This is a genomic window from Luteimonas kalidii, assembly GCF_029887935.1.
GTDB classification, from domain to species: Bacteria; Pseudomonadota; Gammaproteobacteria; order Xanthomonadales; family Xanthomonadaceae; genus Luteimonas; species Luteimonas kalidii.
In genome coordinates, this window is record NZ_JARXRO010000014.1 from 413,306 (window position 1) to 430,722 (window position 17,417).

General features: G+C 70.2%; 17 protein-coding genes and 1 other RNA gene. 5 read left to right on the forward strand and 13 right to left on the reverse strand.

Features of this window, described 5'->3' with window-relative positions; translation table 11 throughout:
• Positions 1–119: 119 nt before the first annotated feature.
• Positions 120–626 carry a nucleotide exchange factor GrpE gene (grpE, locus tag QFW81_RS07385; RefSeq protein WP_280578047.1) on the reverse strand — a complete coding sequence of 169 codons (507 nt, stop codon included), beginning with the start codon at positions 624–626 and terminating at the stop codon, positions 120–122.
• Positions 627–669: 43 nt separating this feature from the next.
• Positions 670–1,734, reverse strand: a complete 1,065-nt coding sequence (gene hrcA, locus QFW81_RS07390) for a heat-inducible transcriptional repressor HrcA (RefSeq protein WP_280578048.1) — start codon at positions 1,732–1,734, stop codon at positions 670–672.
• A gap of 209 nt (positions 1,735–1,943) precedes the next feature.
• Between hrcA and recN the strand changes: the two genes are divergently transcribed.
• A complete protein-coding gene (gene recN / locus QFW81_RS07395) occupies positions 1,944–3,611 on the forward strand; it encodes a DNA repair protein RecN (RefSeq protein WP_280578049.1) in 1,668 nt (555 codons plus the stop codon).
• Between the two features lie 23 nt (positions 3,612–3,634).
• Here recN and QFW81_RS07400 read toward each other — a convergent pair whose 3' ends face one another.
• Positions 3,635–4,039, reverse strand: coding sequence for a Fur family transcriptional regulator (locus QFW81_RS07400; RefSeq protein WP_280578050.1), 405 nt, complete (start codon positions 4,037–4,039; stop codon positions 3,635–3,637).
• 119 nt (positions 4,040–4,158) lie between these two features.
• On the opposite strand from QFW81_RS07400, the gene QFW81_RS07405 reads away from it, so the two are divergent.
• Positions 4,159–4,542 (forward strand): outer membrane protein assembly factor BamE, encoded by a 384-nt coding sequence (locus QFW81_RS07405; protein WP_280578352.1) that lies wholly within the window; start codon positions 4,159–4,161, stop codon positions 4,540–4,542.
• Here the strand turns inward: QFW81_RS07405 and QFW81_RS07410 are convergent.
• Together QFW81_RS07410 and QFW81_RS07415 are read right to left on the reverse strand one after the other, a co-directional pair.
• Complete coding sequence (locus tag QFW81_RS07410) at positions 4,539–4,808, reverse strand: RnfH family protein (RefSeq protein WP_280578051.1); 270 nt, start codon at positions 4,806–4,808, stop codon at positions 4,539–4,541. The genes QFW81_RS07405 and QFW81_RS07410 overlap by 4 nt on opposite strands.
• A gap of 3 nt (positions 4,809–4,811) precedes the next feature.
• Positions 4,812–5,240 (reverse strand): type II toxin-antitoxin system RatA family toxin, encoded by a 429-nt coding sequence (locus tag QFW81_RS07415; RefSeq protein ID WP_280578052.1) that lies wholly within the window; start codon positions 5,238–5,240, stop codon positions 4,812–4,814.
• A gap of 40 nt (positions 5,241–5,280) precedes the next feature.
• Here QFW81_RS07415 and smpB point away from each other — a divergent pair, with 40 nt between their 5' ends.
• Complete coding sequence (smpB, locus tag QFW81_RS07420) at positions 5,281–5,772, forward strand: SsrA-binding protein SmpB (RefSeq protein ID WP_280578053.1); 492 nt, start codon at positions 5,281–5,283, stop codon at positions 5,770–5,772.
• A 27-nt stretch (positions 5,773–5,799) separates the two neighbouring features.
• Here the strand turns inward: smpB and QFW81_RS07425 are convergent, their stop codons facing one another.
• On the reverse strand, positions 5,800–8,013 hold the full coding sequence (locus QFW81_RS07425; protein WP_280578054.1) for a CHASE domain-containing protein: 2,214 nt from the start codon (positions 8,011–8,013) through the stop codon (positions 5,800–5,802).
• Between the two features lie 189 nt (positions 8,014–8,202).
• Here QFW81_RS07425 and ssrA point away from each other — a divergent pair.
• Positions 8,203–8,555: a transfer-messenger RNA gene (gene ssrA / locus QFW81_RS07430) on the forward strand.
• 114 nt (positions 8,556–8,669) lie between these two features.
• Here the strand turns inward: ssrA and QFW81_RS07435 are convergent.
• From QFW81_RS07435 to QFW81_RS07450, 4 genes are all read right to left on the reverse strand, one after another.
• Positions 8,670–9,347, reverse strand: coding sequence for an SAM-dependent methyltransferase (locus QFW81_RS07435; RefSeq protein WP_280578055.1), 678 nt, complete (start codon positions 9,345–9,347; stop codon positions 8,670–8,672).
• Positions 9,344–10,705, reverse strand: a complete 1,362-nt coding sequence (locus QFW81_RS07440; RefSeq protein ID WP_280578056.1) for an APC family permease — start codon at positions 10,703–10,705, stop codon at positions 9,344–9,346. The genes QFW81_RS07435 and QFW81_RS07440 overlap by 4 nt, the downstream gene beginning before the upstream one ends.
• A gap of 229 nt (positions 10,706–10,934) precedes the next feature.
• Positions 10,935–11,612, reverse strand: coding sequence for a YiaD family glycine zipper/OmpA-like lipoprotein (locus tag QFW81_RS07445; RefSeq protein WP_280578057.1), 678 nt, complete (start codon positions 11,610–11,612; stop codon positions 10,935–10,937).
• A gap of 216 nt (positions 11,613–11,828) precedes the next feature.
• Complete coding sequence (locus QFW81_RS07450; protein WP_280578058.1) at positions 11,829–13,259, reverse strand: cryptochrome/photolyase family protein; 1,431 nt, start codon at positions 13,257–13,259, stop codon at positions 11,829–11,831.
• A gap of 247 nt (positions 13,260–13,506) precedes the next feature.
• Between QFW81_RS07450 and QFW81_RS07455 the strand changes: the two genes are divergently transcribed.
• Entirely contained in the window at positions 13,507–14,352 is an 846-nt protein-coding gene (locus QFW81_RS07455) for a hypothetical protein (protein ID WP_280578059.1), read from the forward strand.
• 63 nt (positions 14,353–14,415) lie between these two features.
• On the opposite strand, the gene QFW81_RS07460 is transcribed toward QFW81_RS07455, so the two are convergent.
• The 3 genes from QFW81_RS07460 to rpsR all read right to left on the reverse strand — a co-directional run bounded on the left by QFW81_RS07460 (position 14,416) and on the right by rpsR (position 17,408).
• The gene (locus QFW81_RS07460) at positions 14,416–15,816 is read right to left on the reverse strand and encodes a replicative DNA helicase (RefSeq protein WP_280578060.1); all 1,401 of its coding nucleotides are present in this window, start codon (positions 15,814–15,816) and stop codon (positions 14,416–14,418) included.
• 760 nt (positions 15,817–16,576) lie between these two features.
• Positions 16,577–17,029: a 50S ribosomal protein L9 gene (gene rplI / locus QFW81_RS07465; protein WP_280578061.1), complete on the reverse strand. Its 453-nt coding sequence runs from the start codon at positions 17,027–17,029 to the stop codon at positions 16,577–16,579.
• Between the two features lie 148 nt (positions 17,030–17,177).
• Entirely contained in the window at positions 17,178–17,408 is a 231-nt protein-coding gene (gene rpsR, locus QFW81_RS07470) for a 30S ribosomal protein S18 (protein ID WP_146385085.1), read from the reverse strand.
• Positions 17,409–17,417 lie beyond the last annotated feature (9 nt).

Consider the following 17,417-nt stretch of genomic DNA (forward strand, 5'->3'; position numbering starts at 1 on the left):
CGCGCCGCCGATGCGGGTGATGTGAGGACGCGGGGGGAGGTTTCAAGGGCGGCACGCCCGGCGCACCGGCCGAGTTCGCCCGCCGCGGCGCCGGATCGCGTGGCCCGGCCCGGGACGCCTCAGTCGTGCTTGGCCACCGCGACCAGCGCGGGACGCAGCAGCTGTTCGTTGAGCACGTAGCCCTTCTGGAACACCTGGACCACGGCGCCCGGGGGCACCTGGTCGGTCTCCACCGCGCTCATGGCCTGATGCCGCTCCGGATCGAATCCGTCGCCCGGGCTGGGCGCGACCTCGACCAGGCCGCTGTTCTCGCACACGCGGGTCAGCTCGCGCAGGGTCAGGACCACGCCGTCGCGCAGCGGATCATCCACCGTGGCGTTCGCCAGTGCGGCCTCGAGGCTGTCGAACACCGGCAGCAGCTCGCCGAGCAGTTGCTTGTTGGCGAAGCGGCAGGCATTGCGCACGTCGCGCTCCAGCCGCTTGCGCTGGTTCTCCAGGTCCGCGCGGTCGATCAGCGACTGCGCGCGCAGCTGTTCGAGTTCGGCCTCCAGGGCCTGGATCCGCGCTTCGGGCGCGTGCTGTTCCTCGGCCGCCGCGGCGGCATCGTGCATGGGTTCGGTGGTCATGTCCTGGGCTGGCTGGGCGGTCGTCAGGCCGCCGACCCGCCAGCTATGGGGCCGGCGGCTCCGGATTCAAGGCAGCGCCGAGCAGCTCGGCGGTGGCCTGCACCACCGGAATCACGCGGTCGTAGGCCATGCGCGTGGGTCCGATCACGCCGAGCACGCCCAGGACCTTGCCCGGGGCGCCATAGGGCGCGGTCACCAGCGAGACGCCCTCCAGCGGCGCCAGCCCGGTCTCTTCGCCGATGAAGATCCGCACGCCCGGGGCGCGGATGGTGCGTTCGAGCAGCTGCAGGATCTCGCGCTTGCGGGCGAAGGCTTCGAACAGGTCGCGCAGGCGGTCGAGGTCGGACAGGTCCTGCATGCCGATCAGCCGGGTCTGGCCGGCCACCAGCATGTCGTCAGTATCGGTGGGCGCCAGCGCCTGCTCGGCCAGTTCCACCGTGTGCGAGAGCAGCGCTTCCATCTCGTCGCGCGCGGCCTGCAGCTCGCGCACCAGGGTGGTCCGGATCTCCGCCACCGGCCGGCCGGCGAAATGGGCGTTCAGGTAATTGGCCACGCGCTCCAGCTCGGAGGCCTCGAACGGGCGCCGGGTCTGGATGATCCGGTTCTGCACGTCGTTGTCGGCGAACACCAGGATCGCCATCACCCGCGGGCCGTCCAGCGGTACGAAATCGATGTGGCGGAAGGCGAACTGCTCGCGGCGGGGCACGGACACCACGCCCACGAAATGGGTCATCGCCGACACCAGCTCCGAGGCGCTGCCCAGCAGTGCCTGGGTGGTGCCGCTCCCGCCGCCGGCCAGTTCGCCGCGCAGCCGCACCAGGTCGGCGGTCGGCAGCGGCTGCACCTGCAGCAGCGAATCGACGAACACCCGGTAGCCCTGGGCGGTGGGGATGCGCCCGGCCGAGGTGTGGGGCGCGGCCAGCAGGCCCTGCTCCTCGAGGTCGGCGAGGATGTTGCGGATCGTGGCCGCGCTCACGTCGAGCCCCGAATGCCGGGCCAGGGTCTGCGAGCCGACCGGCTCGCCGTCGCGGATGTGGCGCGCGATCAGCGTCCGCAGCAGCTGGCGGGCGCGGGGGTCGAGAGTGCCGGCGGGCGGTCGGGTGGGCATCGGTCCGATTAGATCGCCTGCCATCCCGGGTCGCAAGCACGCGCCCCGCACGGGGCGTGGCGCGGTCCCCGGACAAAACGCCGGAGCGTATGACGCGACCGCCTGCGCCGGGACCCCATGGCGCGGTGCGGCAGGCCCGATGCCCATGCGGGCACCGGGCCGCGCCAGCGTCTCGGCTGTTGCGATGGCGACGACTACACTGTGCGGCCATGCTCAGGCGCCTGACCCTCCGCGATTTCGCCGTCGTCTCGGCCTCCGAACTCGAGTTCGGCCCGGGCATGACCGTCATTTCCGGCGAAACCGGCGCCGGCAAGTCGCTGCTGGTGGACGCTCTGGGCTTCCTGTCCGGCCTGCGCGCGGACGCGGGCATGGTGCGCCACGGCGCCGCACGCGCCGAGCTGCACGCCGAGTTCGACCCCGCCGATTCGCCGGCCGCGCTCGACTGGCTGCGCGAGCAGGAGTACGACGACGGCCAGGCCTGCACCCTGCGCCGCACCCTGCGCGCCGATGGCGGCTCGCGGGCCTGGATCAACGGCCGTCCGGCGACGCTCGCGCAGCTCTCGCAACTGGCCGGCCTGCTGGTGGAGATCCACGGCCAGCACGAGCACCAGGCGCTGCTGGAACGTTCGAGCCAGCTGGCCCTGCTGGATGCCTTCGGCGGCCACGAGTCGGAACTGGCGGCGGTGCGCGCCGCCGCGGCGGGCTGGAACGCCCTGCTGCGCGAGCGCGAGTCGCTGTCGCGTGCCGGCGACGTGTCCGAACGGATCGACTGGCTGGGACACCAGATCGGCGAGCTGGAGCGCGAGGACCTGCGCCCGGATGCGATCGAAGCGCTGGTCGCCGGCCATCGCCGGCAGGCCCACGCGACCGGCCTGATCGCTGCATGCGATACCGCCCTGGCCAGCCTGGCCGGCGACGAGGGCCCGTCGGTGGTGCACGGTCTCGAAGCCCTGCGTGGCGGGCTGGCGCGTGAGCGAGCGCACGAGCCGCGCCTGGACGAGGTCGACGCGATGCTCGACTCGGCGGCCATCCAGGTCGGCGAGGCCGCCCTGTTGCTGCAGCGCATCCGCGACGATCTCGACGTGGACCCGGCCCAGTTCGAGACGCTCGACGCCACCCTCGCCCGCCTGCACGAGCTGGCCCGCAAGCATCGGGTGGCGCCCTCCGAACTCGGCGCACGCCAGGCCGCGTTCGTCACCGAACTCGAATCCCTGCGCGATGCCGGCGCGCGGCTGCGCGGCCTGGACGGCGAGATCGCCGCCGCGTCCGCGGCCTGGCGCACCGCCGCCGACGCGCTCGGCGCGGCGCGCACCGTGGCCGCGGCGCGGCTGTCGCAGGCCACCACCGCGCTGATCGGCGAACTGGGGATGGGCGGCGGACGGTTCGAGGTCGCGCTGGAACCGGGCGAGCGGCTGCGCCCGGATCCGCAGGGCGGCGAGCGGGTGGAGTTCCTGGTCTCGGCCAATGCCGGGCAGCCGCCGCGGGCGCTGCGCCGGGTGGCGTCGGGCGGCGAACTGTCGCGCATCTCGCTCGCGATCGAGGTCGCGGCGCTGGGCTCGGACGCGGTGCCGACGATGGTGTTCGACGAGGTCGATTCGGGAATCGGCGGCGCGGTCGCCGAGATCGTCGGCCAGAAGCTGCGCGCGCTCGGCGCCAGTCGCCAGGTACTGTGCGTGACCCACCTGCCGCAGGTTGCCGCCCAGGGACATGCGCACTACCGCGTCAGCAAGGTCGACCGCGACGGCCTGACCCACAGCGCGGTCGAGCGCCTGGAGACGAAGCAGCGCCAGGAGGAACTGGCGCGCATGCTCGGCGGCGTCGAGGTATCGAAGGAAGCCCGCGCTGCGGCGCGGCGCCTGCTCAGCAGCGCCGGCTGAGACGACGAACGGACGGCGGGGAGTCAGCGCTTGCGGCGGACGTAGAGCACCAGCGAATGCTCGTCGAGCAGGTAACCGTGCTCGCCGGCGATCTTGTTCAGCAGCGCCACGATCTCCGGACTCTCGAACTCGGTGATCTGGCCGCTGCTCATGTCGACCATGTGGTAGTGGTGGTCGCCACGATCGAGTTCGTAGAGCGCGTGGCCGCCCTCGAAGTTGTGCTTGGTCACCAGGCCTGCGGCCTCGAACTGGGTCAGGACCCGGTACACGGTGGCCAGGCCGATCTCGTCGCCCTGCTCCAGCAGCTGGCGATAGATGTCCTCGGCGGTCATGTGCTGGCGCGGCGTCTTGAGTTCCAGCAGTTCGAGGATGCGCATCCGTGGATGCGTCACCTTCAGGCCGGCCTTGCGCAAATCCATCGATTCCATGGGGTCTCCGTTCACAGGCGGTTTAGCGCCAGCTGCCTGGATGCCGGTCGCGATGCGGCCGGGAGTGTATCATCGCGGCTCTTCTGCCGACCCTTTCCGCAGGCCCGCGTTCCATGTCCATGCCCCGCTTCGCGCTCGTCGTCCTGATCGCCTTGGCCACGGCCGGTTGCGGCATGCTCTACAAGCAGCCGATCTACCAGGGCAACCTGATCGAGAAGGCCGCCATCGACCAGCTCCAGGTCGGCATGGACAAGCAGCAGGTGCTGACGCTGCTCGGCTCGCCCTCGATCGAGGACCCGTTCCACCACCAGCGCTGGGACTACACCGCCACCGAACGCATCGACCGCCGCGGCCGCACCGAGGTCAGGAACATGACACTGTGGTTCGAGAACGACCAGCTGTCGAAGTGGGAGGGCGAGTATTTCGCCGAGCAGGACAAGGAACTGTCCGAGCGCATGCGCCGCTTCGGCAACCTGCCGAAGGAAAAGGGCGGCCGCCGCTAGCGCGCCGCCCTGCCGGCCTGCGCCTGCGCGCGCCGGCGGCGACTGTCCTTCGGATCCGCGAGCAGCGGTCCCAGCAGCTCCAGCCGGTCTCCCTCGTGCAACGGCGTGTCCGCCTGCACGCGTTCTCCGTGCACCGCGACGCCCGCCACGCCCTGCTGCGTAATCCGGGTCGCGGCCAGCGCGTCGGCCACCGTCGCACCGGCCGCGAGCGCCAGTTCCTCGGTCTCGAAGCGGTCGGGCCAGGCCCGGATCACCTGCACCCGCACCGTTCAGGCCTCGGTATCCGCCACGCGCACGAAATCGTCGACCATGCGGTCGGCCAGGCCGCGCAGGCCCAGCGACAGCACCGGCAGCATCAGGCTGCTCTGCGGCTCGAAGTCGAGCGACAGCGACACCTTGCACGCGCTCTCGTCCAGCGCATGGAACCGCCAACGCCCCTGCAGGCGCCGGAACGGCCCGTCGCGCAGCTCCATGTCGATGTGGTGCGGCGGCGACAGCAGGTTCTCGGTCGTGAACCAGGTGCGGAAGCCCGTGATTCCGAGCTCCAGACGCGCCAGCACCCGCTGCTCGCCCGCCTCCAGCACCTCGGCGTGCTCGCACCACTGGAAGCGGCGGGGATAGGCGGAGATGTCGTTGACCAGGTCGAACATCCGGGTGACGGAATGTTCCACCAGCGCGCTGCGTTCGATCGTGGGCATGTGGCTCGCGTACGGTGCCGGCTTCGGGGACAATGGCCGGATGGCAAAGAACGGCAAGGATAAGGCAAACGGCGACCGGACCATTGCGCTGAACAAGCGCGCACGCCACGACTACCACCTCGAGCAGCGGTTCGAGGCGGGCATGGCGCTGCAGGGCTGGGAGCTGAAGGCGATCCGCGCCGGACGGGCCAACATCGGCGAGAGCTACGCGGTGGTCCGCGACGGCGAACTGTTCCTGTTCGGCGCGCAGATCACGCCGCTGATCCAGGCCTCGACCCACGTGGTCGCCGATGCCCACCGCACCCGCAAGCTGCTGCTGCACCGTCGCGAGATCGACACCCTCATCGGCAAGGTGCAGCGCGACGGCTACACCGTCGTGCCCACCGCGCTGTACTGGAAGGGCAACAAGGTCAAGGCGGAACTGGCGCTGGCCAAGGGCAAGCAGGCCCACGACAAACGCCAGGCATCGAAGGACCGCGACTGGGCGCGCGACCGCCAGCGGGTGATGCGCGCGCACAACCGCGACGCCTGATCCCGCGCCGGGCCGTCGGCGCGCGGCCTAGCAGTGGCCGTCCGAGCCGGGCGCCGGCAGCGTGAACCGGAATGTCGCGCCCTGCCCCACCCCACCCTCGGCGTGGATCGTGCCGCCATGGCGATCGATGATGCGCTTCACGGTCGCCAGGCCGATGCCGTGGCCCTCGTACTCGTCGGCGCCGTGCAGGCGCTGGAACGGCCGGAACAGCTTGGATGCGTACGCCGGCTCGAACCCGGCGCCGTTGTCGCGTACCAGCAACGCGATCCGTCCCGGCGTCTGCCCGGCCTGGGGATCGCGCCCGAATTCGATCCGCGCGTCCGCGCGACCGCCGGTGAACTTCCACGCGTTGCCCAGCAGGTTCTGCAGCAGGTTGCGCAGCAGCGCGGGGTCGCCGCAGGCGTGCAGGTCCGGCTCGATCCGCACCTCTACCGTGCGCCCGGGATCGCCCTGCCGCAGTTCGGCCACCACCTCGGCCGCGATCCGGCCGAGGTCCACATCCGCCTGCTGCAGCGGATCGCGCGTGATCCTGGACATCTTCAGCAGCGCATCGATCAGCGCGTCCATCCGGTTGGCCGCATTGCGCACGCGCGCGAGGTAGTCCTGGCCGTCGGGACCGATCGATCCGGCGAACCGCTCCCCCAGCAACCGGCTGAAGCCCTCGACCGTGCGCAGCGGCGCGCGCAGGTCGTGGGACACGCTGTAGGCGAACGATTCCAGCTCGTGATTGGCCAGGGTGAGCTCGCGCGTCCGCTGCTCGACCCGGGCCTCGAGCGTGCGGTTGAGCTGCCGCACTTCCTGCTCCGCGCGCAGCCGGTCGGTGACGTCGTCCACCTGCACCAGCGCCGCCACTTCACTGCCCACGTCGCCCGGCACCGGCGTGTGCACCAGTTCGACCAGGCGGATGTCGCCATCGCTGCGGCGCAGTTGCAGGGTCGTCGGCCCGGCGTGTTCGCCGGTCAGCGCGACCTGCGCCGCGGGTCCGACGAAACCGGTCGCGAGCGGCGTTCCCGCCAGCGCCCCTGGCGCGACTCCGACGATGCGCGCCAGCGCCGGGTTCGCCTCGACGATGCGCCCGCTGCCGTCGATCAGCGCGATTCCGCTGCCCGAATACAGCATCGCGTTGCGGAACCGCTGCTCGCTGCGCCGGTAGGATTCGCTCATGGCCTCGGCCAGCCGTTCGGCGCGCGACTGCGTGTGCGCCAGCGCCATCACCACCGCGAACAGGAGCAGCGACACCACCAGGCCGGCGACGATGATCGCCCGCAGGTCGGCGGAGTAGCCACCCGCCGCAACGCCATCGCCCGCCACGGCGGACTGGAAGTCCACTCGCCAGCGCCGGCCGTATACGTCCAGGGTTTCGCTATGGCGGAGCACGGCGGCTGCAGGATCATCGGTGAAGTCGGCATCGGCGTAGATCGCCGCGCCGTCCCCGCCCTCGCCGACGTCCACGATCCTCAGCGCCTCGCCGGCGCCCAGCTGGGCGAGCGCGCTGTCGATGAAGGTCCGCGCATGGAACGGCGCATAGATCCACCCCGACATCGCCGCCCGGCGCGCCTGCGGGTTGGCCGGCTGGATGCCGTTGGCGTAGATCGGGGCGTACATCAGCAGGCCGTTGCGGCGCCCGTCGCGCCCGCGCTGGATGAGCTCGACCGGCGCGCTGAGCCGGACCTCGCCGGTGTCGCGCGCGGCCGCCATCGCAGCGTGGCGCGTGGCCTCGGCGAACATGTCGAAGCCGACGGCGCTGCGGTTGCCGATCGTCTGCGGTTCGAGCATCAGGATCGGGCCGTAGACCTCGCGCGCGCCGTGCGGCCGGATCTGGAACAGCCCCTCGCCATCGTCGCGCATCGCCAGCTGCAGCGCCTCCAGGTCGCTGCGGCGCAGATAGGGCACGTAGCCCAGGCCCAGCAAACCATCGAACTGCCGTTCGATGTCCAGCCCGCCGACGTAGTCGCGCCACTGCCGGCGGGTGGGCCGTGCCACCGACCAGTACAGCGACACGCCGCCCCGAAGGGCGAGCTCGTAGTGCAGCAGGCGCTGGCGCAGCAGCATCACGATCTCGCCGCCCTGGGCGACGAAGGCCGCCTGGCGCAGGCGCTGCTCGCGCTCGCCGGCCGCCTGCGCGTACAGCCACACCATCAGCAGCGAGCCGATCAGCACCAGCGCCGCCAGCACGTAGCCGCGCCGCGTCGACGGACGGCTGCGCGCAGGCGTGGTCTCCCCGGGGTGGTGGCGCGACATCGCGACAGCATACCGGCCACGGCGGCAGCCGACCCGTCCGCCCGGCACCAGCCGGCGCGGCGGCTGCTGGACGCCACCTTCCGGCGCGCTCCTGGCGCCCATCTGAACGCCACGCAAGGCGCTCCGATGCCCGCCTTGCGCGGCCGCCGGCCGCCCCTATACTGCGTGGGTCAGCGTGATGACGTCCCCGGGGGTGCACTGGCTTCGACGGGGGTCGCGAAATCACCTGGTGCATGCCGAGGGGGCAGCTTTCCTCGTAAATCCAGCGGCAAACTCATAGTTGCCAACGACGACAACTACGCTCTCGCCGCTTAAGGCGTAAGCCCCGAACCCACTTGTGCCCGTGCTTGTGGATGTAGGGTCACTATCACGGGAACCAGCCGCGACGGTTGCCTGTCTGCCGCGGTTGAACTCACAGGCTGGTTCCGGGGCGCGCTTTGCACGCCGTGCTGCCCCGGGACGAGATCCAACGGCGCGCTAAGCATGTAGAACCGGGGATGGAGTGCCTTCGGACGCGGGTTCAATTCCCGCCACCTCCACCAACGCCGAACCCCAGCCGCGACCCGGCTGGGGTTTTTTGTTGGGCCGGCGAACCTGGGCCGACAGCGCCGACAGCGTCGAGCGACGCCATTCGTGCATGGCTTGCGTGGAACCGCTCAGCGCTCCGGCACGGTCCACAGATAGATCGTGCTGCTGTCGACCTGCCGGACCTGCTCCGGTTTCCAGTCCTCGCCCATGTCGAAGGCATGGCTGACGATGCGGGTGCCGGGTCGCAGTTCGGCCAGCAGTTTCGGTCGCAGCTTCATGTTCAGGCTCTGCAGGAGGTAGAGCGAGACCACCGAGGCCTCGCCGAAGTCCGCCTCGAACAGGTCCTCCTGGCGGAAGCTGACCAGGTCGGTGACGCCCGCCGCACGCGCGTTGGCATTCGCTTCGCGGATCCGCACCGGCTCGATGTCGATGCCGACCGCGCGGATTCCGAACCGCCGCGCCGCGGTGATCGGGATCCGGCCATCGCCCGAGCCCAGGTCGTACAGCACGTCGCCCTCGTCCACGCCCGCCAGCTCCAGCATGGCGTCCACCACCGGCTGCGGCGTGGGCACGTACACCACGTCCGGCTGCCGGTACCCCGGCGGCCGCGCCTCACGCGTGTAGGAATCGCGATACGCCATCCCCGGCGCCGGATCGCGCTCTTCCGCAGCGGAATCAGACGGTGGCCCGGCGGTCGCGCTTGCAGAGGGCGCCGGCGCCTGTGCGGAGGCGACCGGTTGTTCGGCGCAGGCGCCCAGCAAGGGCAGGCACGACAGCAGGAGGACGAACGTCCGGATCTCGGTCATGGCGAAGGCTCCATGGATGATGGGGATGGATCGAGGAACGGCAGCAGCAGCGCGCCGGCGGCGAGCACGGCCACGCCGACCAGCGCACCGAGCCCGGTGTACGCCAGGCTCGCGTACAGCAGGTAGGCGCTGGTGGCGCAGAACAGCAGTGGCAGCGCGGGATACAGCGGCACCCGGAACGGCCGTGGTGCAGCGGGATCTCGCCGGCGCAGCACGAACAGCGCCACGCCGACGAGCAGGAAGAACAGCCAGAACACCGGCGCGGTGTACTCGACCGCCATGCGGAAGCCGTCGAGCGCGGTCGCCGCCAGCCCGACCAGCGCCAGCGACAATCCGCCCTGCAGCAGCACGGCGGCGCGCGGCGATCCGTGCCGTCCGTCCCAGTGGCCGATCGCCGAAAGCGCGCGGAAGTCCCGCCCGACCGCATACACCCCGCGGGCGCCGGTGATCAACGTGGCATTGGCCGAGGTCAGCGCGGCGATCACCACGATCGCGCTCATCACGGTGGCACCCGTCGCTCCGAACACCGCACGCATCATGTCCGCCGCCACCGCGTCGGAGGCCGCCATCCCGCCCAGCCCCAGCACCCGCAGATACGCCAGGTTCGCGAGCACGTACAGCGCCGCGATCGCGACCAGGCTCAGGGTGAGGATGCGCGGCATCCAGCGCCGCGCATCGCGCACCTCCGCGGTCAGGTACACCGCCTCGTTCCAGCCGCCATAGGTCAGCAGCACGAACACCAGCACCAGGCCGAGGGATCCCCCGCCGTCGCCCTCGACACCGGGCAGCGCGGTGGCATCGGGCGCGAACAGCAGGCCGGCGGCGATCACCAGGCACAGGCCCAGCACCTCCACCGCGGTCAGCACGTTCTGCAGCCCCGTGCCCTGGCGCACGCCCCACCAGTTGCACAGGGTGAGCACGACCACCGTAACAGCGGCATAGATCGACGAGGACCAGGGCCCGAGATCGAGGAGCTGGCGCACGTAGTCACCGACCACGTAGGCAAGCAGCACGACCGAACCGGTCTGGATCACCGTCAACCGCGCCCAGGCATACAGGAACGCGGGTCGGCGACCGTAGGCGCGGCGCAGATAGGCGTAGTCGCCTCCGGCCTGCGGATAGGTCGTGGCCAGTTCGGCATAGCACAGCGCGCCGACCAGCGAGAGCAGCCCGCCGACCACCCAGGCCAGCAGCATCGTGGCCTCGCCTGGCGAGGCGCCGGCCACCAGCGATGGCGTGCGGAAAATGCCGGCGCCGACCACGATGCCGATGGTGACTGCGAACGCCTCTCGCTTGCCGAGGACCGGCCGGGGACGCGCGGGGGCATCGGATGGCGGGGTTGGGCCTGCGGAATCCATGCTCGGCTTGCGAGGAGGCGCGACGCGTCTCGCCGGTCGCATCCGGTCCGATTGGAACAACCGCGACATTCGCGCACCGTGAACATCGCGACCTGCGCGGCGCGTGCAGACCGCATGCACGCTATGCGGACTCAGGCGCCGCCAACGACGGGAGGGCCGCGCAAGCGGCCCTCCCGTGATTCGATCGAAGCGACGCCGGTGCGGCGCCTGGCTCCTTACGACTGCATGCCTACGACTGCAACGGGACGATGCGGATCTCGACCCGGCGGTTGAGCGCGCGGCCCTGTTCGGTGGCGTTGTCGGCGACCGGGTAGCGGTAGCCGAAGCCCGCGACCTCGAAACGCTCGCGCTGCAGGCCCTGGCCGATCAGGTATGTGGCCACGTTCTGCGCGCGCTGTTCGGAGATGCGCTGGTTGACCGCCTCGCCGCCGACGTTGTCGGTGTGGCCGCTGACTTCGACGATGGTCTGGTTGTAGTCGCGCAGCGTCGCGGCGACGTTGTTGAGCGCCGGGTAGAACTGGGGCTTCAGTTCGGTGCGGTTGAAGTCGAACGTCACGCCGTCGGGCAGGTTGAGCTTGATGGTGTCGCCCTCGCGGTCGACCTCGATGCCGGTGCCGGCGGTCTGGCGGCGCAGTTCGGCCTCCTGGCGGTCCTGGTAGGCGCCGACCGCGCCACCGGCCAGGCCGCCCACGCCGGCGCCGACCATCGCGCGCTGGCGGCGCTCGGTCGCGTCGCCGCCGCTGAGCAGGCCGGCCACTGCGCCGATGCCGGCACCGATGAGGGCATTGTTGCGGGTGCGGTTCGGATCGTCGGGGGCATTGGTCTGGCCCGTATAGGTCGCGCAGCTGGTCAGCAGCAGCGAACCGGCAAGCACGGCCGAGGCGGCGATCGCATTCTTCTGGCGCATGGTGCGTCTCCTGGGCGCGGGCCGCGGCCCGCGTCGATGTGAAGGGGCGCACATCACACCATGGCCCACGGCAACGGCGGGTGACGGCATGCCGCGCCTCGCCCCGTGTCGCCGGAACGGTTCAGGAAACCCGCCGCACGTCGTCCCGGTCGCCTCGGCACGGCGATCGATGCGTCGGGTGCGATCGGTGTATGGACCCTGCGCCCGTCGCGGGCATCAATCGGCCGCTCGGTCCTTCAGCGCGCGATATGCGCCCAGCGCCGCATCGCGCCCGGCGGCCAGGTCCGCGATTGGACGGGAAGGATAGTCGGGCGCGTGTCGGCGCACCCTGCCGGGGTCGTCCCAGGGCGCATGCCGCAGGGGCACGGGCAGGTCGGCCAGTTCCGGCAGCCAGCGTGCGACATAGCGCCCGTCGGGGTCGAACCTGGTCGCCTGGGTGACCGGGTTGAACACGCGGAAGTACGGCGACGCGTCGGCGCCGGTCCCCGCCACCCACTGCCAGCCCAGGGTGTTGTTGGCCAGGTCGGCGTCCACCAGCGTGTCCCAGAACCAGCGCGCGCCCTCGCGCCAATGCTGGCGCATGTGCTTGCACAGGTAGCTGGCGACGATCATGCGCACGCGGTTGTGCATCCAGCCCGTGTGCCACAGCTCGCGCAGGCCCGCATCGACGATCGGGACGCCAGTGCGGCCGGTGCGCCAGGCTTCCAGCGCCCGGGAATCACGCCGCGCCCACGCGAAATCGTCGAAACGCGGGTTGAAGTTGCGCTCGGGAGTCTCGGGGAAATGGTGCAGCAGGTGATGGGCGAACTCGCGCCAGCCCAGCTCCCGTACGTAGGCGTCGATGTCCGCGCCAGTCGCGGCCGTGCGAGCCTCTTCCAGTGCGGCCACGATGCGCCACGGCGCGATCTCGCCGAAATGCAGGTGCGGCGAGAGGCGCGAGGTGCCGACCTGATCCGGGCGGTCGCGGCCCTCGCGGTAGCCGCGCAGCGCACCGTCGGTGAACACCTCCAGCGCCTCGTGGGCGCCGGCCTCGCCGGGCGTCCAGTGATCCCAGAAGGGCGCATCCCAGCCACGCGCGGAACGCAGCTTCAGGGCATCGAGCGGGATGCCGTCCGGATCGCCGTCGAGGTCGGGCAGCGAGCGCGGCGCTTCGATCGTGGACGGGACGTGCCAGTCGGCCAGCGCAGAACGCCAGAACGGGGTGAAGACGCGGTAGGGCGCGCCCTGCCTGGTCGCGCGCTGCCAGGGCTCGAACAGCAGTGCGCCGTTGAAGCTTTCGGCATGCAGTCCCTGCCCGCGCAGGGCACGCTTGATCTCGGCGTCGCGGCGCTCGATCGCCGGCTCGTAGCGCCGGGTCCAGTACACGGCCTCGGCATCGCAGGCCGCCGCCAGCGCCTGCAGGACCGCGAGGCTCGGGCCGCGGAACATCCGCAGCCGCGAGCCGCGCGCACGCAGGGCGACATCCAGCGCCGCGAGCGAATGGTGACGCCACGCATCCGAGGCGGCACCGGGGGCCCAGTCGCCCTCTTCCTCCGGTTCGTGGATGTAGATGCACACCGGCACCTGCCCGGCCGACAGGGCGGCGGCCAGCGCAGGCTGGTCCGCCAGGCGCAGATCGTTGCGGAACCAGACGAGGGCATTGGCCATGGCACAGTATCTGCGCGCGCGGTCGAGGTGGCGTCAACCCGCCGCCGGCGCGGCCCGCCGCCGCCGACAGCGCGCGCCCGGCCGTCGCCATATCGCACCGGTCCCTTGAAGCGGGACCCGCGAGCGTGGCGAAGGGGGCCGACATCCGTGCATGATGGCCGCCGCTGCAGGCGCGACGGGCCGCGGCCGGCGCCGTTTCACGTTGAACGGACACCACGCGGGGAACGCCGCATCCTGGGGAGAACGCATGAATCAGAGCAGCGTCCGCATCGAAGCCGCGGCGGCACGGGTCCTGCTGTTCGAGGAGGTCTACCCCGCCCGGGCCGCGCAGGAGCAGGCGGAGAAGAGCAAGCTCAATGCCTTCGGCGCGCTGGCCCGGCTCAATCCCCTCAACCGTCCCAAAGCCGAGACCGTGCAGCTGTCGAAATGGGAGTTGCGCTACGAGCCGTTCTGGCACGTCGTGGCCCGGCGGGAAGTCGATTACACCCACGACGCGACCTACGTCCTGCCGGTGGGCAACCCGCACGCGCAGCGCCTGGACATCGCCGGACAGGTGTACCCGGTGCTCTCTCGCGAGAAGAAGCCGCACATCGAACTGCCAGCGCACGAACGGTGCCTGCGGCGCGTCGACACCGCTATCTTCCAGGACGGCATGAAGCGCGACATGAAGCCGGCGGTCCTGCAGCGATACGTCGACAAGTACCAGGCCGCCGACCAGCCACAGCTCGATCGGGACGGCCTGCTGCAGCCGCTGCTGTCGTCCTCGGCCGCCACCCAGCTCGTGCTGTCCAGGCTCGGTGCGGAAGCGATCGACGCCTCGGAGATCCACGACGACACCGCCACGATCGAGAAGCTGCACCTGTACTACCGGCCGGTGTTCGCCTTCGAGTACGTGTGGAGCCCTGCAGGCAAGGTCGGCGTGGTCGAAGTGGACGGCCTGACCGGCGAGGTGGTCGAACTGGGGCAATGGTTCCGCGAAAAGCTCGGCGCCGTGGTGACGCGCGACCTGCTGGTCGACATCGGTGCCGACGCCATCTCGATGGCGATTCCCGGCGGCTCGATCGCGGTCAAGGTGATCAACCGGCTCGTCTGAGACGCGCGCCCCACGCGGGGGCGATGCCGTCCGGAACCGGCCGCCGCGAGGCTTCGGGGGCGACTATTCGAAGCTGCCGATCGAGTCGTGCGCCAGGTTGTCGAAGCGGGTGTACTCGCCGAAGAACTTGAGCTTGAGCGAACCGGTCGGGCCATTACGCTGCTTGCCGATGATCACTTCCGCCAGGCCCTTGTCCGGCGAGTTTTCCTTGTTGTAGTACTCGTCGCGGTAGATGAAGATGATCACGTCCGCGTCCTGCTCGATGGCGCCGGATTCGCGCAGGTCGGCCATCACCGGGCGCTTGTCGGTGCGCGTTTCCAGCGAACGGTTGAGCTGCGACAGCGCGATCACCGGCACGTTGAGTTCCTTGGCCAGCGCCTTGAGCGAGCGGCTGATCTCGGAGATCTCGGTGGCGCGGTTCTCGCTGTTGCCCGGCACCTGCATCAGCTGCAGGTAGTCGATCACGATCAGGCCCAGGTCGTGCTCGCGCTTGAGCCGGCGCGCCTTGGCGCGCAGCACGTCCGGCGACAGCGCCGGCGTGTCGTCGATGAAGATCCGCGCATCCTTGATCAGGCGGATCGCACTGGTCACGCGGCTCCAGTCCTCGTCCTCGAGCTGGCCCGTGCGCAGGCGGGTCGCGTTCACCCGCCCGACCGACGAGATCAGGCGCAGCGCCAGCTGGCTGGACGACATTTCCATCGAGAACACCGCGACCGCCTTCTTGGTCTTCATCGCCGCGTATTCGGCCATGTTCAGTGCCAGCGTGGTCTTGCCCATCGACGGACGCGCGGCCAGGATCAGCAGGTCGGTCGGCTGCAGGCCCGCGGTCATTTCGTCGAACTCGGTGTAGCCGGTGGGCATGCCGGTGATGCCGCCGCCGTTGGCGTGGCGCGTCTGCAGGATGTCGAACGCCTCGCGCATGGCGTCGTTGACGGCGGTGAAGTCCTGGCGGCCACGCGCGCCGAGTTCGGCGATCGCGAACACCTCCTGCTCGGCCTTGGCCAGCAGCTCGCTGCTGTCACGGCCTTCGGGCTGGAAGCCGTCGTTGACGATGCCGGTGCCGACCTCGATCAGCTGTCGCAGGATCGCCTTGTCGCGCACGATCTCGGCATAGGCCTTGATGTTCGCAGCCGACGGCGTGGTGCTGGCCAGTTCGACCAGGTAGGCGCCGCCCGCGACCTGCTCGGCCAGCCCCTGCGATTCGAACCATTCGCCCAGCGTGACCGCGTCGAACGGCTTGTTCTTCTCGGCCAGTTCGCGGATGGCGCGATAGATCAGCTGGTGGTCGCGACGGTAGAAATCGACGTCGGCCAGCAGGTCGGCGATGCGGTCGAACGCCTCGGGCGCCAGCATCAGCCCGCCGAGGACGGCCTGCTCGGCCTCCACCGACTGCGGCGGCACGCGGAGCTGTTCGATACGGGCGTCTTGGCGGCCTTCCTGACGGAAACCGGGGCGTGCGGACATCAGCGGTGTGACTCCCAGCGACGGACCTTGGCAGCGGTCCTGTTGTTGTTCTGAAGCGGTCATCGTAGCGGCGGTGGCTGTGGAGGCGCGACGGAACAAGCTGTGGATAACACTTCTATCGTCGTTGCGTCGCAGCAGACGAGACTGGCAGCGCCCGCATGGGACTCGGTTCTGCCGACCGCAAAGAGTAAAGTCTTCTCGCCAAGGCCCGCTGGCTTCGGAAGGACGCCCCACCCTGGTGGCGATGGGCCGCTTTTCCCTCGGTCAGGGCTCCTGCCCTGACTCGGGCGCGCGCCATCCCTGGCGCGCTGGCCGCGACCCATCGCCGCCAGGATGGGGCTCATTGAGTCTTTCAACACCGGATCTTGATACAGCGCACTCCGGCAAAGTCACGGTCCGTCAGCGTATCCGGGAAAGCGGACCGTCCACCTCGATGAATCCGGACGCGACCCAGATGTTGCGGGCGCCTAGAGGCCGAGCGCCGATGCTCGCTCATCGATTCTCCCTCGCATCAGTCGCCTGCTTTTGTCGAAGCGGCACACCCAACATCGCCGCGGCCGCGTTCCGCCAGCCGCGGGTCGCGGACAAGCGCGCCATGGATGGCGCGCGCCCGAGTCAGGGCAGGAAGCCCTGACCGAGGGTGGAGCGACTCGAGGCTGGCGGAATGCGGCGTCGTTCCGGAACCCGCGCCTTGCTTGTACCGGACCAGAAATACGAAAGGCGCCCGGAGGCGCCTTCGCGTACAGCTCTGAAGCGGAGATCAGGCCGCTTCGGGCTCCACCACCACCTTGACCGTCGCCTCGGCGTCGGCATGCAGGTGGATGGTGATCTCGAACTCGCCGGTGTTGCGCAGCGGGCCTTCGCCCATCACCACTTCGGACTTGTTGACCGGCGTGCCGGCCTTGGTCAGGGCCTCGGCGATGTCGCGCGGGCCGACCGAACCGTACAGCTTGCCCTCGGTGGAGGCGTTGGCGTAGATGGTCACGCTCGCGCCTTCCAGCTTCGCCAGGCGCGACTGCGCCTCGTCGGCGGTGGCTTGGGCCTTGGCCTCGTAGTCGGCGCGCTTGGCCTCGAACTCGGCGAGGTTGGCGGCGGTGGCCGGCACGGCCTTGCCCTGGGGCACGAGGAAGTTGCGGCCGTAGCCCGGCTTCACGCTCACCTTGTCGCCAAGGTTGCCGAGGTTGGTCACGCGCTGGAGCAGGATCAGTTCCATGGGAGATCTCCGTATTCGTTAGCGACGCCGGGCGCCGCAACGGTTGCTGTCCGAATCGGACGGATGGTGGATCGGAACGGGCCCCTGCCCGACCAAGGTCAGGCAGGCAGCGTCCCGTACGACGGCGCCTCGCTCGGGAGGCGACCGCTCAGACGTTGTGGTTGTCGGTGTACGGGATCAGCGCGAGGAAGCGCGCGCGCTTGACCGCGAGCGCGAGCTGGCGCTGGTAGCGCGACTTCGTGCCGGTGATGCGGCTGGGCACGATCTTGCCGTTCTCGGTGAGGTTCTGGCGCAGGGTGTTGAGATCCTTGTAGTCGATCTCCTTGACACCCTCGGCGGTGAACTTGCAGAACTTGCGGCGGCGGAAGAACTTGGACATGTGCGTGCT

Bases quoted from the DNA above. Each gene is read 5' to 3' on its own strand.
- QFW81_RS07435 (WP_280578055.1), bottom strand. From the start codon at position 9,347: ATGACCGAGATCCGGACGTTCGTCCTCCTGCTGTCGTGCCTGCCCTTG.
- grpE (WP_280578047.1), bottom strand. From the start codon at position 626: ATGACCACCGAACCCATGCACGATGCCGCCGCGGCGGCCGAGGAACAG.
- QFW81_RS07445 (WP_280578057.1), bottom strand. From the start codon at position 11,612: ATGCGCCAGAAGAATGCGATCGCCGCCTCGGCCGTGCTTGCCGGTTCG.
- hrcA (WP_280578048.1), bottom strand. From the start codon at position 1,734: ATGCCCACCCGACCGCCCGCCGGCACTCTCGACCCCCGCGCCCGCCAG.
- rplI (WP_280578061.1), bottom strand. From the start codon at position 17,029: ATGGAACTGATCCTGCTCCAGCGCGTGACCAACCTCGGCAACCTTGGC.
- recN (WP_280578049.1), top strand. From the start codon at position 1,944: ATGCTCAGGCGCCTGACCCTCCGCGATTTCGCCGTCGTCTCGGCCTCC.
- QFW81_RS07425 (WP_280578054.1), bottom strand. From the start codon at position 8,013: ATGTCGCGCCACCACCCCGGGGAGACCACGCCTGCGCGCAGCCGTCCG.
- QFW81_RS07460 (WP_280578060.1), bottom strand. From the start codon at position 15,816: ATGTCCGCACGCCCCGGTTTCCGTCAGGAAGGCCGCCAAGACGCCCGT.
- QFW81_RS07400 (WP_280578050.1), bottom strand. From the start codon at position 4,039: ATGGAATCGATGGATTTGCGCAAGGCCGGCCTGAAGGTGACGCATCCA.
- QFW81_RS07455 (WP_280578059.1), top strand. From the start codon at position 13,507: ATGAATCAGAGCAGCGTCCGCATCGAAGCCGCGGCGGCACGGGTCCTG.
- QFW81_RS07415 (WP_280578052.1), bottom strand. From the start codon at position 5,240: ATGCCCACGATCGAACGCAGCGCGCTGGTGGAACATTCCGTCACCCGG.
- QFW81_RS07405 (WP_280578352.1), top strand. From the start codon at position 4,159: ATGCCCCGCTTCGCGCTCGTCGTCCTGATCGCCTTGGCCACGGCCGGT.
- QFW81_RS07450 (WP_280578058.1), bottom strand. From the start codon at position 13,259: ATGGCCAATGCCCTCGTCTGGTTCCGCAACGATCTGCGCCTGGCGGAC.
- QFW81_RS07440 (WP_280578056.1), bottom strand. From the start codon at position 10,705: ATGGATTCCGCAGGCCCAACCCCGCCATCCGATGCCCCCGCGCGTCCC.
- rpsR (WP_146385085.1), bottom strand. From the start codon at position 17,408: ATGTCCAAGTTCTTCCGCCGCCGCAAGTTCTGCAAGTTCACCGCCGAG.
- smpB (WP_280578053.1), top strand. From the start codon at position 5,281: ATGGCAAAGAACGGCAAGGATAAGGCAAACGGCGACCGGACCATTGCG.